7 protein-coding genes and 1 tRNA gene are annotated in these 15188 nt (G+C 57.2%); 4 read left to right on the forward strand and 4 right to left on the reverse strand.

Annotated elements, in window-relative coordinates:
* Nucleotides 1-141 precede the first annotated feature (141 nt).
* The 4 genes from J2I48_RS00715 to J2I48_RS00730 form a co-directional block, all read right to left on the reverse strand.
* A complete protein-coding gene (locus J2I48_RS00715; RefSeq protein ID WP_207333459.1) occupies nt 142-1782 on the reverse strand; it encodes an SWIM zinc finger family protein in 1641 nt (546 codons plus the stop codon).
* Between the two features lie 12 nt (nt 1783-1794).
* Nucleotides 1795-5025 (reverse strand): hypothetical protein, encoded by a 3231-nt coding sequence (locus J2I48_RS00720; protein WP_207333460.1) that lies wholly within the window; start codon nt 5023-5025, stop codon nt 1795-1797.
* A 321-nt stretch (nt 5026-5346) separates the two neighbouring features.
* The gene (locus J2I48_RS00725) at nt 5347-6657 is read right to left on the reverse strand and encodes a low temperature requirement protein A (RefSeq protein ID WP_207333461.1); all 1311 of its coding nucleotides are present in this window, start codon (nt 6655-6657) and stop codon (nt 5347-5349) included.
* Nucleotides 6658-6926: 269 nt separating this feature from the next.
* Nucleotides 6927-6998: transfer RNA gene (locus J2I48_RS00730), tRNA-Glu, on the reverse strand.
* Between the two features lie 200 nt (nt 6999-7198).
* On the opposite strand from J2I48_RS00730, the gene J2I48_RS00735 reads away from it, so the two are divergent.
* The 4 genes from J2I48_RS00735 to J2I48_RS00750 all read left to right on the forward strand — a co-directional run bounded on the left by J2I48_RS00735 (nt 7199) and on the right by J2I48_RS00750 (nt 15177).
* The gene (locus J2I48_RS00735) at nt 7199-9814 is read left to right on the forward strand and encodes a M14 family zinc carboxypeptidase (RefSeq protein ID WP_207333462.1); all 2616 of its coding nucleotides are present in this window, start codon (nt 7199-7201) and stop codon (nt 9812-9814) included.
* A 209-nt stretch (nt 9815-10023) separates the two neighbouring features.
* A complete protein-coding gene (locus J2I48_RS00740; RefSeq protein WP_207333463.1) occupies nt 10024-11775 on the forward strand; it encodes a GMC oxidoreductase in 1752 nt (583 codons plus the stop codon).
* Complete coding sequence (locus tag J2I48_RS00745) at nt 11772-12395, forward strand: gluconate 2-dehydrogenase subunit 3 family protein (RefSeq protein WP_207333464.1); 624 nt, start codon at nt 11772-11774, stop codon at nt 12393-12395. The genes J2I48_RS00740 and J2I48_RS00745 overlap by 4 nt, the downstream gene beginning before the upstream one ends.
* A gap of 208 nt (nt 12396-12603) precedes the next feature.
* The gene (locus J2I48_RS00750) at nt 12604-15177 is read left to right on the forward strand and encodes a YfhO family protein (protein WP_229375694.1); all 2574 of its coding nucleotides are present in this window, start codon (nt 12604-12606) and stop codon (nt 15175-15177) included.
* The last annotated feature ends 11 nt before the right edge of the window (nt 15178-15188 follow it).

A 15188-nucleotide genomic window follows, 5' to 3' on the forward strand; every position in this document is an offset into this window, starting at 1 on the left:
AAGGAAAGGCAAGGTCTTGCAACCCCAACCCGACGCCCACACGCCCGCTCTTGATACGGCTAAAATACGCCCCAGCGCGTTGCCGGGCAAGGTTTTTGGGTTTAAATAGTCGTGATTAATGGAAATAGTTTGGTTCTAAACTTACCCGCCGCCATGCTTTAAGCGTAGCGCCAGCATGTGTTCGCAGGGGCCGGTCATGAGCTTGTGTTGGGCGTAATAGGCACAGTCGCAGGTGGCGCGGGTGAGGCGTTCGTCGGCGTCGATGAGCAGGTTGGGGTGTTGGTCCTGTCCGCTCAGCGTGCGCACAGTGCCCGTCAGGCGCAGTCCCTCCGGCGTGTTTTGGGCATACACCCGCACCCCGCCATTGGCCAGTAGCTTATTGGCGGCGGCTTCGCGGGGGTTGGCAAACCGCAGTTGGTCCATCGGCAGAGGGTCCTGCGTCAGTTCGCGCACCCGGTACACGCCCAGGTGGAGGTCGTATATGGCGCGGCCCGCCTGAGTATAGGTGCCCAGGGCGGCCAGCACCGTTTTGGTGTCGAGGCCGGTTTTTTTGGCCAGGTCTTCGGGACGGGCAAACCAGGTTTGTTTCAGGGTATCAAACACCTGTTTAGCGGTGGTGGGTAGCACGTCGCCACGAGGAGCCATCAGATCGAAGTTGCCCAACCGCGACCAGTCGTTGGCCGACCAGCCCGACAGCCCCAGCGTAAACGTCATGTCGCCCAGATCAGCCACCCAGAACGAGGGCAAGCCACTGCCTAACAGACTGACCGTGAAACTTTTGGCTACGGGTACGAGTCGTTCCAGCGTGAGTAGTCGCCGCCGTCCCCAGATGCGGATTTCCTGCGCGTCGTGGCCGTCGTAGCGCGACCGGGCGCAGACCAACTCTTTGCCCCAGGGGTCGAAAACAAGTTTCACCGGTTCGCCGGGCGTGAGTTTGAACCGGATGGAGCGCGGACCTACTTTTTCCTTGAACCGCCGCAACATCGAGCAAATGTCATAGACATCCATGGGGTGCAGGTGCAACGTGGTGGCGGGCAGCGTCATGGCCGAAGACACCTGCAAAAAGCCCCTTACCCAACTGTCGGGCAGGTCGATTTTTACTTCCTTGTAGTCTTCCTCGCCCGTGGTCTGCACCGAAAAACCGCTGGGGTCAATACTAAAATCGGTCTCTTTGTAGTCGCGGATTTTCTGGAACTCGTTGTACAAATCGGCCGAATAATCGACGTTGGTGGTACCACAGGCAAACTCGTTGATTTCCTTGAAGACGTTGTAATTGGCCGATAGCTTACCGTAGGACGATTCGTCCTGCGAAAAGCATTCAAAAAACACTTCGTCGGGGTGCACTGTAATGACCGGGTCGAGCACAAACCAGGCATCCATGTCCTTCTCATAGAGGTACTTGAAGTACTTGGTCCGGGCGTCGTAGAACGGGCCGGTATGCTTGCCCATCTCCTTATAAATGTCAGAAAGTTGCCCCTGCACGGCTTTTATCTGCGTCGAAACATCGCCCACGTCCTGCCCGGCCATGTAGTCGGCCAGCCATAGTTCTTCCTGTTGCGCGGCCCAGGCCAGGTACGTCGATTTATCGCGGGGCTGAAACCGCATGTCCGACACTACTACGTCGTGCAGGGCCGAAATGGCTTCGCGGAACGCGAGTTTGCGATTGAGTTTGCCCACAAAAAAGGTGGGTGTTCGATTGGTATCGGGCGCAAACGACATGCCCGTGGCGTTGGCGTTGCTCACCACCGAGGTACTCCCGCCGAATTTATAGTTAAAGAGCATATGCTGGTTGGTTTACACTCGTTCGGGGATGGCTTCGCGGACGAAGGGCACATCGAGGGTGGGGTACTTGAGGTTCAGGTCGCGGAGGGTACGCAGGCAGGTGGCTTTGTCAGTCAGGGCCGAAGTGGCTGACACTTCGGTAAGTAGTCGACTCACAAACAGGGCGTTATCTTCGCTGGCGAGGCCTTCCTGCCGCAGAAAAGCCAATACCCGGTCTTTGGCCACGCGTCCCTGATGCGCCCGCATGAGCACCGTGCGGAAGTAGAACGACAACGAGCGCAGGCGTTCGGGCTGGTTGGCGGCGTAGCGTTGCAGGTAGTTGGTGGTGAACAGCTGCACGGCGGCGGTGGGGTGCTGACTCAGCTTCATGAGGTAATCGGGGCCGTGCTCGTCGGTGAAGAAACGGCTAATCAGCTCACGGCCAAAGGCTTGGATATCTGGACGAACGGAATCGGTAATGCCCACCAGCGTTTCTGCCGACCAGTCATCAGCCGTGAACTGATCGCGAAAAAACTGCATGGCGGCGGCGCGGCTATCGTCCCAGTGGGCATCGAGCAGGCGGATGGCCTCGTCGCGTTCGTAGCGGATGCGGGCGGGGTTCTGCGCAAAATACTGCCACGCAAACTGCCGGAGGGCCAGCGTTTCGTGGTTGCCAAGGGCTACAATCTGCCGTATGGTCAGGGTGTCGGCGGGGAGTTGCTTCAGCGCAAAAGCACCCAGTTCCTGCGCCGGACCAAACGTTGAGTACACTAGGCGGAGTACCGTTTCGCGGGCCAGCTGACCAATTTCGGTTTGCATATGAGCCAATACAAACCCTACCAGCCTATGTTGCTGCCCGTCGGTTTGTTCCTTTTTCAGTAAGGTTGGAATCAGTTCGGCCAGCACTGTCAGGCCATAAGTTTGTTGGTCGTTGCGGGCGGCTGAGGCCACCTGTTGCCATACCTGCTGCCCCACCTGCGCCACCGATTCAACCGGGTCGGCCAGGAGCCGGGCCAGCAAGGCGGGCTGCGGCAGACCGGTACGGCGAAGGAGTAATGTCCCCACTACGCGCCGACAGCCCGCCACCAAACTCTGTTGCAACTGCACCAGCGATGCTTCGGGCAACACCTCGAATTGGGTATTGGACAGTGTGTTCAGAAACAGAGCAACATTGGCCAGAATGGCGTCGGCTACCTCGTCGTTGGCCAGCAGATAGAGCCGGTCCAGCAAGAGGGGTAGAAGCGCTCTTTGCTCATTATCAGCTAGCTGATGGCTGTTTAATTGATCCAGCAGCCAGGTGCGGTTATCAGCGTGGACAGATAACAGGATGTCGACCACAAAGGCGGCGTCGGCCAGGTAGTCGGCGGGGTTAGCCATAATCGACTCCTGCCCCAACTGCCGGACTTCGGCCACGGGGCTGTGCAGGAGCAGGGCCACCAGCGCGGGGTCAGCCTGAGTGGTCATCCGTTTCCGCACAATATCTACGGCCCAGCGAGCTGGAATATCGAAGCTCGAGGTTAGGAGTTGCCGCAGCAGGGGCAGCTCAATTTTGGCTTCAATGGTCCCGTAATCGGGGTGGTTCGTGAGGTTGCGGTAGGCAAAGGCGTGAACTTCATCGACGCGGGCCTGCACCAGCAGCTGCACGTAGGCCTGCGGCAGCTTGTCCCACAGTTCGGGATACGGCTCTTCCCGTCCGGGTGCGGTAGGGGATGCTCCGTCAACCGGTTGTTCATCGGGCCGTTTGCCACTTAGCAAGTCGGCCACCCGGTCGAAGAGGGAGCCGAGTACCCCGCGCGATTCGGCTGGGCGACTTGTGGTTTGCTGCTGCCGGAGCCGGACGGTTTTGCTTCGCCAAAATGACCCACCGTATAGTTCTAGCCGGGTGCCCGCGCCAAACAAAATCTGGTTCAGCAGCACGCTATCGTTATAGGCCGGTATCTCCCGTTCCAGGTAGTCGTACTGGCGGTTGGCAGCGTTCCACTGGTATTCGGTCTGCGTATAGGGCGGTTTATAGTCGGTTTGCTTGTTGTAGCTGAGCAAAATAGCCGTACCCAGCCGCACGTAATGAAGGTCATTAGCAGTGCCCGATGCGCTCAGTCGCATCCGCATCCGCCGACGCAAGTACACCTGCGTGGCGTAGGAATAGGCAATACGGCTGTCGGGTTTTTTTAGCTCGGCTTTTGGTTTAAGCCTGATGTTCAGCGCACTGATAAAAATGGCCGGGTCTTTGGCAGCGCTGTCTTCGTCGTAGCTGTAGTAACTGTGTTTGGGTTTTTTGAAAAAGGCCCGCGTCTTCTCGAAGCGGTAGGCCAGTACACCCAGTGTTTCGGCATCGTCGCGCAGTTCGGCTAGTTTCAACAGGTGCCTGACGTGCTTGAAGTAGCTGGGCTTAAAGGGAATCTCGTGCAGTAACAGCGTGAGCGGCCGTCGCAGAACGGGGTAATCGGGTAGCAGGGCGTAGAGCACCTCCAGCACCTGGTACTCGGGCTGGGTGCTGTTGAGCACATGGGCCGTGAGCCAGGCCGTAATCTGGTTAGCGTCGCCAGTTAGAACGACCGTTCTAAGATCATCGGTCAGGCCGTTAAGCTTCGTGGCAAGGTAAGCCTGACGATCTTCTCCAGTAAAGAGGTATAGCAGTGCTTCATTGGCAATGCGACGTACTTTATCGCTATAGTTAGGGTTGGTGGCGTAGGTCTCTACGGTCTTCACCAGCGCCGCATCGAAGGTGGTGCCAGGCGGCACGGCGGCAGCGCACCGGCCAATGGCCCATAGTGCCGAATAGCGGTGCAGGTCATCCGCTTTTATGCCGCCCGCCCGCTCAATCAGACGCACCAGTAGGGGTAGGGTGTCAGTAAGCCGCCGTTCCCCCGCCTGCCAGATCACCCGCGACGGTTTCCATTCGGTTTTGGCGGTGTCATTACCCGATGCCAGTGCCTGAATTCGCCGCTGAACGGCTTCGTCGGGTGTGGCTGGCTTGTCGGTCGGGGTGGGGGCGGTGGGCAGGGCGGGCACGTCGACCAGACCCACGTCGGTGAGGTAGCCTTTTTTGCGTTTCTCCATTTCCAGACCGTTGAAAAGTCCTTCGGCTTGGGCCAGCGGCACCGGAGCCGTGGTTTTGGAACCTTCTTTCAGGGCCGCCCCCCGCCGCCCGTACCGAAAGTTGACTACATAAAGGTTAGACCCCACATCGGCTAGGTCAACCTCATATACTTTATCTGAATTGCCCTCTCTGAAATAAAGTTTTGTCTGCTTTACAAGCTTCATACCGACCTGCTGTTCTGAAAAGCAATATAACGAAAACAGGACAGTATACGAAGTGAAATGGTCATTAGACTTCGTCGTCATTGGTCATTCGCTGCGCCGTCATTAGTCGTATTCAGCTACTAATGACAGGCACCTTGGCCCGTGGAGACACGGGCCTACTCGTGCGTAAGCAACAGCGCACCTCCGGCAGAGTGGGCCCGTGGAGACACGGGCCAGGATACCGCCGCTGGATACAACGAATGACCAATGACAGTGCAACGAATGACGCCCGCAGGAACAATGACCGGTCCGCCGGTGCGGGCGCAGCGAAATGACCAATGACTAAAATCCATGCGTAGGTTCCTGTGTATCCTCACTCGTTCGCTCGGCGCTATCGGGGGCATCGGGCGAGAACTGATCGCTGATGATTAGGGTCATGACAATACCGGTAACAGCACTGAGCAACAGCAGCAAATCCAGGTGGGTAAGCCAGCCCAGCAAGAGCACCGCCAGCCCGGTACCCAACCGAACAATCACGCCCCGTTTAAAGCTCACATGCGATGGCCCGGCGTGTAGCGTGGTCAAACTAATCACCGCCTCGGCCAGTAAATACATACCGACCGATCCCGTCAGCAGCCAGCGAAGCAGGTCAGGCGGTAACTGATCGATGCTCTTGATGGTGTAAGTCAAGGCCACGCCCAATACGGTCAGGGCCACCGTCAGCGGCAGGTGAATGTAGAGCCAGACCGTGTAGCGACGCACCGTGGGTTTACCCTGCTTATCGCGGTCGGCCTCAGGTTGGGCTGCGTTGGTCCGATTCTGCTTATTGGTCTGTTCGTGTTCCAGGTGTTCCAGTGCCAGTTTACGCACGGCATCATCGTCGAGCCGGTCGAAGTAGGCCCACCATAGTCCAAAAATCAGTACGCCACCCAGGCAAGCCGCTGCTATGTTTTTGGCATGGAATGGACTGGCCACCAGGCCCTGCACAATGCCTGTTACGGCTTGTCCCAATACCAGCAGCGTAAACAGGCCGTAGCGTTCGGGTAGGTGCCGCACGTCGGGCGGAAAATCGCGCAGCTTCCCACCTGAGGTGATTGGCGTGGCTAGTTCAATAATCAGTGCCACCGCCCACAGTATATAGCGGTAGGGGGCCGACAAGCCAATAGAAGTAATCCAGATCAAAACAGAAATAGAAAACCCGATCAGGATCACGTTGATGTAGGGACGGGCTTCGGGTACGTAATGCCAAGCCCGAATGTATTCCAGCAACAATACCCCCCGCACTAGGGCATAGGTAAGGGCATAGATCGTGGCATTTGTTTCAATAGCCGTTGGAATAGCCCCCGCCAGCACCAGTAGCCCTACTAATTGTAAACAGCCCAGTAGCCGATGCACCACGTCCTGCTCACTGTCGAAACGGGTGGCGTAGTGGGTTTGTCCGTTCCAGAGCCACCAAACGGGTACGTAGAGCAGAAAAAACTGTCCCATAGCCAGCCCGTCGAGCTGATGCAGTAGCCGGTTGGCCAGCTGCGCAATGATGGCGGTGTACACCAGGTCGTTGAGCAGTTCGGCCCAGGTGGTACGTCGTTGGCCTTTTAATTCGCCGGAGCGAAGGCGGGGTATGTGCGAATCTTTCCTCGTCTCGTTGGCCATGGTGGCTCATGTAGTGATAACGTATGAACCAAAAAAACGGGGGAAGGGGTACTAATCGATGCCATCACTTGGAGTAATGGCATCGATTTAAGGAACAAAAAAAGCCCCCAACTGGAAAAGTTGGGGGCTACGTTAGTGACCGATACGGGAATCGAATCGCAGCGGCGAACCGCCGTGTTTCCGCCATGAAAGAGCGATGTCCTAACCACTTGTGCAGTTTGAATGCACAAAAAAAGGCCCTCAGTCGAAAAACTGAGGGCCATGTTAGGTGACCGATACGGGAATCGAACCCGTGTTACCGCCGTGAAAGGGCGATGTCCTAACCGCTAGACGAATCGGCCGTCTTGTAAAAGACCTGACGGGTTGTTGATGACTTAACTACCGCGTCAGCGAATCGTGATGCAAAAGTACGGTTAAGCCTGTAAAATGCAATACATACCCCCAAAAAAATCTCTGAGAAAGCAGTTCAGCCCCTTTTACTGCTATTTTTGACGCACAGCAATTTGCTCAACATCAACTTGTTTTACTCCCGTTTGTCGGCATGAAAAAATTTCTAGGCGCCTGCCTGTTTGCCTCATTATTTGTACTGCTCGCCTCATCCGTTTTTGCCCAAATCACCATTTCCAGTCCCGCCCAGTTTCTGGGTTATGCCCTCGGCGAACGCTTCACCCCTCACCACCGCGTGCTCGACTATGCCCGTCAGGTGGCGCAGCAGGCTCCTACCCGCATTCGGTTCATCAACTACGGCACCACCTACGAAGGTCGCCCGCTGGCGGTGGTGGTCATTGCCAGCGAAGCCAACCTGGCCCGCCTGGATGAAATCAGGACCGATAACCTGCGCCGCATCGGTATGCTGGAAGGCAAGCCCTCCGGCAAGGCCATGCCCGCCATTCAGTGGCTGAGCTACAACGTTCACGGCAACGAAGCCGTTAGCTCAGAGGCATTTATGGAGGTGCTTCACGGGCTGCTGGTACCCACGCAGGCCAGAACGCCCTTTCCGGTTTCGGCTAAAATTATGGAAACGAGCGTGGTCATCCTCGACCCTGGCCTGAATCCCGATGGCCACGACCGCTACGTGAACTGGTACAACCAGATGCACGGCCGCGTGGGCGACCCCAACCTGTTTGCCCGTGAACACAACGAACCCTGGCCCGGCGGTCGCTACACCCACTACTACTTCGACCCCAACCGCGACTGGGCCTGGCAAACGCAGGAAACAACCCAGCAGCGCATGGCGCTTTATCAGCAGTGGATGCCCCATCTGCACGGCGATTTTCACGAAATGGGCCTGGAGAGTCCGTATTATTTTGCGCCTTCGGCCAAGCCCTACCACGAAGACATCACGCCCTTTCAACGGAATTTTCAGGGCATCATCGGCCAGTATTGCAGCCGGTATTTCGACAAAAACAACTGGCTCTACTACACCCGCGAACGCTTCGACCTGCTTTACCCAAGCTACGGCGACACCTATCCCACCTACAACGGGGCCATTGGCATGACCTACGAACAGGGCGGCAGTGGCCGGGCGGGGGTGGCCGCCCGCAAAGCCGACGGCGACACGCTCACGCTCCGGCAGCGCATCGACCACCACGTGGCCTCGTCATTCGCCACGCTTGAATCGGTAGCCGACCGGTCGGCGGAGGTGGTGACCGAATTTGGTAATTTCTTCGACCGGGCGCAGCGCACGCCGGTGGGTGCTTACAAGACGTATGTGGTGAAAAGCGGTGGCGACGAAGGCAAGCTGAACGCCCTGCGCCAACTCCTCGACCGCAACAACATTCGCTACGGCATGGCTGGTAAGGCCGTTACCGTGGGCGGCAATACAACCGCACGGGGCAAGGGTTCGGCAGCCGATGGGGTATACAATTACTTCATCCAGCAGCCGGTAAAAAACGTGTCTGTAGCGCCGGAAGATCTGGTAATCAGCGCCTTTCAACCAAAATCGACGTTGGTGAAGATCCTGTTTGAGCCTACTACGGCCCTGGAAGATTCGATTACCTACGACATCACAGCCTGGTCGTTACCCTACGCGTATGGCCTGCAAACCTACGGCCTCACCACCCGCCTCGATCCGGTTGCCATGCCGGCTGGCAGCACCACCACACCTATTCTGAGCGCAGACCGTCCCTATGCTTACCTGGCCCGCTGGCAGTCAATGCCGTCGGTGCAGTTGCTGGCGCAACTGCTGGCCAACAAGCTGAAAGTGAGGGCCGCCGAGAAGCCATTCGATACCAACGGGCAAACCTACGGAGCGGGCACGTTGCTGATCACGCGGGCGGGCAACGAACGCCTCGGCAACCGGTTCGATGAGATTGTGCAGCAGGAAGCGGCCAAACTCAACGTGAAGCTGACACCTATCAAATCGGGCTTTGTAACGAAAGGCTCCGACTTTGGCTCCGACTTTGTACTGGCGCTCAAAGCTCCCCGCGTGGGCGTAGTGTCGGGCGAGGGGCTGACGGCCACGGCCGTGGGTGAGGTGTGGCACTATTTCGACCAGGAACTGAAATACCCCGTCAGCCTGATCAACGGCTCGGACCTGGCCAACGTAGACTGGCGGCAACTCGACGTGCTGGTGATGCCAACGGGTTTCGGCTACAGCCGAATTTTGAACGAACGCGTGCTCACGGCTCTCCGCGAATGGATTCGGGGTGGCGGCAAGCTCATTGCCATGGAACGGGCCATTGGCTCACTGGTGGGCAAAGAAGGCTTCGACATCAAGGAAAAAGACGACAAGAAAGACGAGGTGCGGAAGGGCAACAAAGAAAAAGCCCCGACCGATTCGCTGAAGATCTATGCTAACCGCGAACGCGAAGCCGTTTCCGACGACACGCCCGGCAGCATCTACCGCCTCCACCTCGACGATACCCACCCGCTGGGATTTGGCTTGACCACCAACTATTATTCGCTCGTGCAGGAGGCTCACAGTTATGAGATCCTGAAAGACGGCTGGAACGTGGGCTACCTGAAAGACAGCGACTTAGTGGCAGGCTTTGCCGGTAAAAATGCCAAAGAGAAGCTGAAACAGACCCTGGCCGTGGGCGTTCAGGACCTGGGCAGAGGGCAGGTAATCTACCTCGCCGACAACCCCCTCTTCCGGGGTTTCTGGTACAACGGCAAGCTCCTCTTCGGCAATGCAGTGTTTATGAGTGGAAACTAAAACGGAGTGGTAAGTGGTAAGTGATAAGTGGTGAGTATGCTTCCGCCAGCGTACTTGCTCCTGCGGAAGCATACTCAACACTTACCCGCACCGGCGGACCGGCTCAGCACTTACCACTTAGTTTAATAGTGATATTCCTCCCCCTGATGCCTTTCCTATGTTAGTTGCCCCATTGCTTTCCAGTTGAGGTACATCAAAACGAACGGTTTATGAATCCATTTCAGATTAAAGAAGCCCCTGTGGTCTACGACGTGGCCATTGTCGGTTCTGGTGCGGGCGGGGGTATGGCCGCCTATATGCTGGCCAAAGCCGGTGCCAAAGTGGTGTTGCTGGAGGCGGGAGGTTATTTTGACCCCGCCGACCCGAAATATATCACGCAGCTGAAATGGCCGTACGAATCGCCCCGGCGTGGAGCCAATACCACCCGCCCGTTTGGTGATTTTGATGCGGCCTGGGGTGGCTGGCAGATCGATGGCGAACCGTATACGGCCAAGACCGGCACGGAATTTCACTGGTTCCGGTCCAGGATGCTGGGCGGACGAACCAACCACTGGGGACGTATTTCGCTCCGGTTTGGCCCCGACGATTTCCGGCGTGGGTCGCTCACTGGCGTGGGCGACGACTGGCCCATCACCTACGACGACGTGGCTCCTTACTATGATCGAGTTGATAAATTGATCGGCGTGTTTGGGTCGAAAGAAGGATTACGAAACGAACCGGATGGCCAGTTTCTGCCCCCGCCAAAACCACGGCTGCATGAGCTGATGATTCAGAAAGCGGCAAAGGGCATTGGTATTCCGGTGATCCCATCGCGGCTAGCGATCCTAACAAAAGCGATCAACAATGAACGTGGGCAGTGTTTTTATTGCAATCAGTGTGGTCGGGGTTGTCAAGCCTACGCCGACTTCTCGGCCTCGTCGGTATTGTGTATTCCGGCCATTAAAACGGGTAACGTGACCCTCATCAACGGGGCCATGTGCCGCGAAGTGACCACCGACTCTAAAACAGGCCTGGCCACGGGCGTGAGCTTTGTGCATACCGGCACCATGCAGGAGCATTCCGTACGGGCCAAGACCGTGATGCTGGGCGCAAGCGCCTGCGAGTCGGCTCGGATTCTGCTCAACTCGAAGTCGGCGCTGCACCCCAACGGACTGGCCAACAGTAGCGGCGTGGTGGGAAAATACCTCAACGACTCCACGGGGGCCTCACGCGGCGCCTTTGTGCCTGCACTCATGGACCGCGACCGCTATAACGAAGACGGCGTGGGTGGTATGCACGTGTTTACGCCCTGGTGGCTCGATAACAAAAAACTCGATTTCCCCCGTGGCTACCACATTGAATATGGCGGCGGTATGGGCATGCCGGGCTTTGGCTTTGGCTTCGGCACCGAAAACATGAACGGGAAATATCCCACCGCCAACGGGACCATGAAACCGGCCGGTGGCTACGGGTCGGGCCTGAAAGAAGACGTACGCCGGTTCTACGGGGCCTATGTACACATGGCCGGACGTGGGGAGCCGGTGCCGCTGGAAAGCAACTACTGCGAAATTGACCCCGACAAGGTGGATAAATACGGCATTCCGACCCTGCGATTCAACTACAAATGGTCGGACTATGAGGTGAAGCAGGCCAAGCACATGCAGGATACATTCGAGGAGATCTTCCACGCGATGGGTGCCATTCCGATGGGTAATAAACCCGGTCCCGATACCAACCACGGCTATGGACTGGAGGCACCCGGTAAGATCATCCACGAAGTAGGTACGGTACGGATGGGTAAAGACCCCAACAATTCCGCCCTGAACGCCTACCAGCAGGCCCACGACTGCAAAAACCTGTTTGTCGTTGACGCCGCCCCCTTCGTCTCGCAGGGTGATAAGAACGTAACGTTGACCATCCTGGCCAATTCCATGCGCACGTCGGAGTTTGTGATTGATCAGGTAAAGAAGAAGAATATATGAAACGCAGAGACACACTAAAAGCCCTTGGATTTTCGGGTATCACTTTCGGGTTGGCTGTCGGACCCGCCGAGGCAGGCGTACCATTACCCCCCGATAAAAAGGTGCCCCTGAAAGTGCCGGGTGGGCGGCAGCCGTTCGAGGCGGAGCGCGATGCCAAGCTCCACGCCGACAAATTTTTTACGCCCCAGGAGTTGAAAACCGTCACTATCCTGTCGGACATTATTATTCCGGCTGATGCCAAGTCGGGGAGTGCCACGCAGGCGGGCGTACCGGCGTTCATCGAGTTTATGATGAAAGATATTCCTGCCAATCAGACACCTATGCGCGGCGGTTTGGCCTGGCTCGATAACACCTGCCGCAAGCGCTACGGCAAGCCCTTCGCCGACTGTACTCGTGCGCAGCAGATCGAGATGGTGGACCAGATTGCGTATCCGCAGAAAGCGAAAAAGGACATGTCACAGGGGGTAGCGTTTTTCAATATGATGCGCAACTTCGTGGTCTGCGGTTTTTACACCAGCAAAATCGGCATCGAAGACCTGGGCTATAAGGGTAACACCCCCAACCAATGGGAAGGCGTGCCCGAACCCGTGCTGAAAAAGTTTGGGTTGAGTTATTCGTAGGAAGAGGGAGTAAAGGGAAGAGGGGGACTAAAGGGAGGAAGGGGATTGCTTACGCCAGCGTAGTTGCTTTCGCGTAAGCAATCCCCTTCCTCCCTTTAGTCCCCCTCTTCCCTTTACTCCCTCTTCCTTCTATCTTTGCCCCCGTATGGAACAACGAACCTTATTTCAGCGCCTGAGGCCCCATTTGCTTTTTATTTTTGGGCTTTTCATGCTCACATCCATTTACTTTTTTCCCGCCTGGGAGGGCAAGGAACTCTCGTTGCAGGACGTGCGGACGGGTAATGCCGCCACGATGGAGTTGCGCCACTACAAAGCCGAAACGGGCAAATACCCCAACTGGACCAACGCGCTCTTCGGCGGAATGCCCGGCTACCTGATCGCTTCCGAATACCCCAACACCTTTATCGGCACCGCCGCTGCGGCCGTGCTGCGCATTTTTCCCCGCCCTGTCGATGTAGTTTTTTTGCAGATGGTGGGCATGTATATGTTGCTCGTTGTGCTGCTCGGAAATGGCACAGTTAGTCGAGTGGTTAACAGTGTTAGGGTCGCTGACAGTAAGGTTGTTGATGAATTGGTGCCGCTGTCGGGTACAACGCGGGGATGGCTGGCTGCCATGGGTGCCGTGGCCTATGCGTTTGGCTCCTGGAACATCCTGAGCATCGAGGCGGGCCACATCTCCAAGGCATTGTCGCTGGCCTACGCGCCGGGTATTCTGGCGGGGCTGGTATTGTGCCTGCGGGGCCGGTATTGGTCGGGCGCAGCCGTGACGGGTTTGTTTGCCTGTTTGAACATCAGCGCCAACCACGTGCAGATCACGTTCTACCTGTTCCTCTGCGTGGGGTTATACGTGCTCATCGAAGGTATCCGGCTGCTGCGGGCGGGGCTGGCCAAACAGTTGGTGATGGGCCTCGTTATTTTTGGCGTGACCACCGGCCTGGGTATGGCCACATACAGCAAGCGACTACTGATTCTAAATGAATTTTCGAAAGAAACCATCCGGGGAAAATCGGAGCTGACGGCCAAGACAACGGCTGTGGCAGCCTCGCCGGGGCAGCCTGCCGTGGCCGAAACGTCGGGCCGCGCCAAAGCCACCGATGGGCTGGATGAAGACTACGCCTTTCAGTACAGCTACGGCATCGGCGACGCGCTGACCCTGTTTATTCCCAACCTGTTTGGCGGTGGTTCGGGTGGGCTAACCGAAAAGTCGGAGTTGTACAACGCGCTGACGAGCCGGGGCTACCCTGCCGAGGATGCGCTGGTGGCGGTGTCGCAGCAAATACCCGCTTACTGGGGCGACGAATACGGCATTGGCGGACCGGCCTATGCGGGGGCTATCGTGGTGTTTTTGTTTGTGCTGAGCCTGTTTATCAGCAAGGGGAACCTGCGTTGGTACCTGCTGGCGTCGGCGGCGTTTATGCTGATTCTGGCGCTGGGCAAAAACATGATGGTCATTAACGGCTTGTTGTTCAACTACTTCCCGTTCTTCAACAAGTTCCGGGCCGTCACCATGGCGCTCACGCTCATGCAGCTGTTCCTGGCGGCGGGCGCCGCGCTGGCGGTGTACTCGGTGGTGGCGCGGAAACTGACGGTTGCCGATATCAAACGACCTTTGCTTATTAGCTTCGGTCTCACGGGCGGGCTGGCCCTGTTGCTGGCCCTGGTGGGTGGGAGCCTGCTGAGCTTCCGTGGGCCTAACGACTCGCAACTGTTTGGCCCACAGGGTGGTGACCTGGTGCAGGCGCTGGTCAACGACCGCATTGGCCTGATGCGGGCCGACGCCTTCCGCACGTTTTTCTTTATCACGGTAGCCGCCGCGCTCATCTGGGCCTACGTATCGGGTCGGTTGAAGGCCGCGTTTTTCCTGCCGCTGCTGTTCCTGTTTTTGACCGTCGATATCTATTCGGTGGCCAAGCGGTACATCAACAATCAAAGCTTCCGGTCGAAATCGCTGGTGGATGCGGCGTTTGACGAAACCCCCGCCGATGCGCAGATCTTGCAGGATAAAGCTTTGAGCTACCGGGTGTTCGACAATACAGGTGATTTCATGAGCGACAACCGCCCGTCATATTTTCACAAGTCGATTGGGGGGTATAATGCGGCCAAGCTACGGCGGTATCAGGAGTTGATTCAGTATGGTTTCCGGGCTGGTAATCCAGAGAACATCCTGAACATGTTGAACGTGAAATACATCATTGCAGCCCAGACAGATAGCACCGGCCGGCCCGTGGGTGCCCCGCAGGCGCAGCAAAACCCCAGTGCGCTGGGCAATGCTTGGTTTGTGCAACAGGTGCAGCAGGTACCCAACGCCGACGCCGAAATGGCCGCATTAAAAACCGCCGACCCGCGCACTACGGCCCTCGTTGACCAACGCTATGCCGACCAGCTGAAAGGCCTGCCCGCCACGCTGACCCCCACCGGCACGATTGCCCTGACGGCCTACTCGCCCGACAAGATGACCTACCAAAGCGACAGCCCAACGGAGCAGGTAGCGGTGTTTTCGGAGATATTCTACCGCGGCAACGACGACTGGAAAGCCTACATCGATGGTAAAGAAACGCCCCACTTCCGCACCGATTATGTGCTGCGAGGGCTGCGCATTCCCGCTGGGAAACACATTATCGAGTTCCGCTTCGACCCCAAAACTGCTGCTTTAGGCAACACGCTGGACTTGATTGCCAACGTGGGTTTAGTGTTGCTGCTCATCGCCGGTCTGTATTTCAGCCTTCGGGGAAATACTGGCAACGTTGCTGCCGAAAAGGACAAAGTAGGGGTGAAGGCGTAGGGCGAAGAAGT

Origin of the sequence: Fibrella aquatilis (assembly GCF_017353255.1) — a bacterium.
Classification (GTDB): Bacteria; Bacteroidota; Bacteroidia; order Cytophagales; family Spirosomataceae; genus Fibrella; species Fibrella aquatilis.

Excerpts from the sequence above, each read along its gene's own strand:
- J2I48_RS00715 (WP_207333459.1), bottom strand. The coding sequence starts at position 1,782 with ATGCTCTTTAACTATAAATTCGGCGGGAGTACCTCGGTGGTGAGCAAC.
- J2I48_RS00720 (WP_207333460.1), bottom strand. The coding sequence starts at position 5,025 with ATGAAGCTTGTAAAGCAGACAAAACTTTATTTCAGAGAGGGCAATTCA.
- J2I48_RS00725 (WP_207333461.1), bottom strand. The coding sequence starts at position 6,657 with ATGGCCAACGAGACGAGGAAAGATTCGCACATACCCCGCCTTCGCTCC.
- J2I48_RS00735 (WP_207333462.1), top strand. The coding sequence starts at position 7,199 with ATGAAAAAATTTCTAGGCGCCTGCCTGTTTGCCTCATTATTTGTACTG.
- J2I48_RS00740 (WP_207333463.1), top strand. The coding sequence starts at position 10,024 with ATGAATCCATTTCAGATTAAAGAAGCCCCTGTGGTCTACGACGTGGCC.
- J2I48_RS00745 (WP_207333464.1), top strand. The coding sequence starts at position 11,772 with ATGAAACGCAGAGACACACTAAAAGCCCTTGGATTTTCGGGTATCACT.
- J2I48_RS00750 (WP_229375694.1), top strand. The coding sequence starts at position 12,604 with ATGCTCACATCCATTTACTTTTTTCCCGCCTGGGAGGGCAAGGAACTC.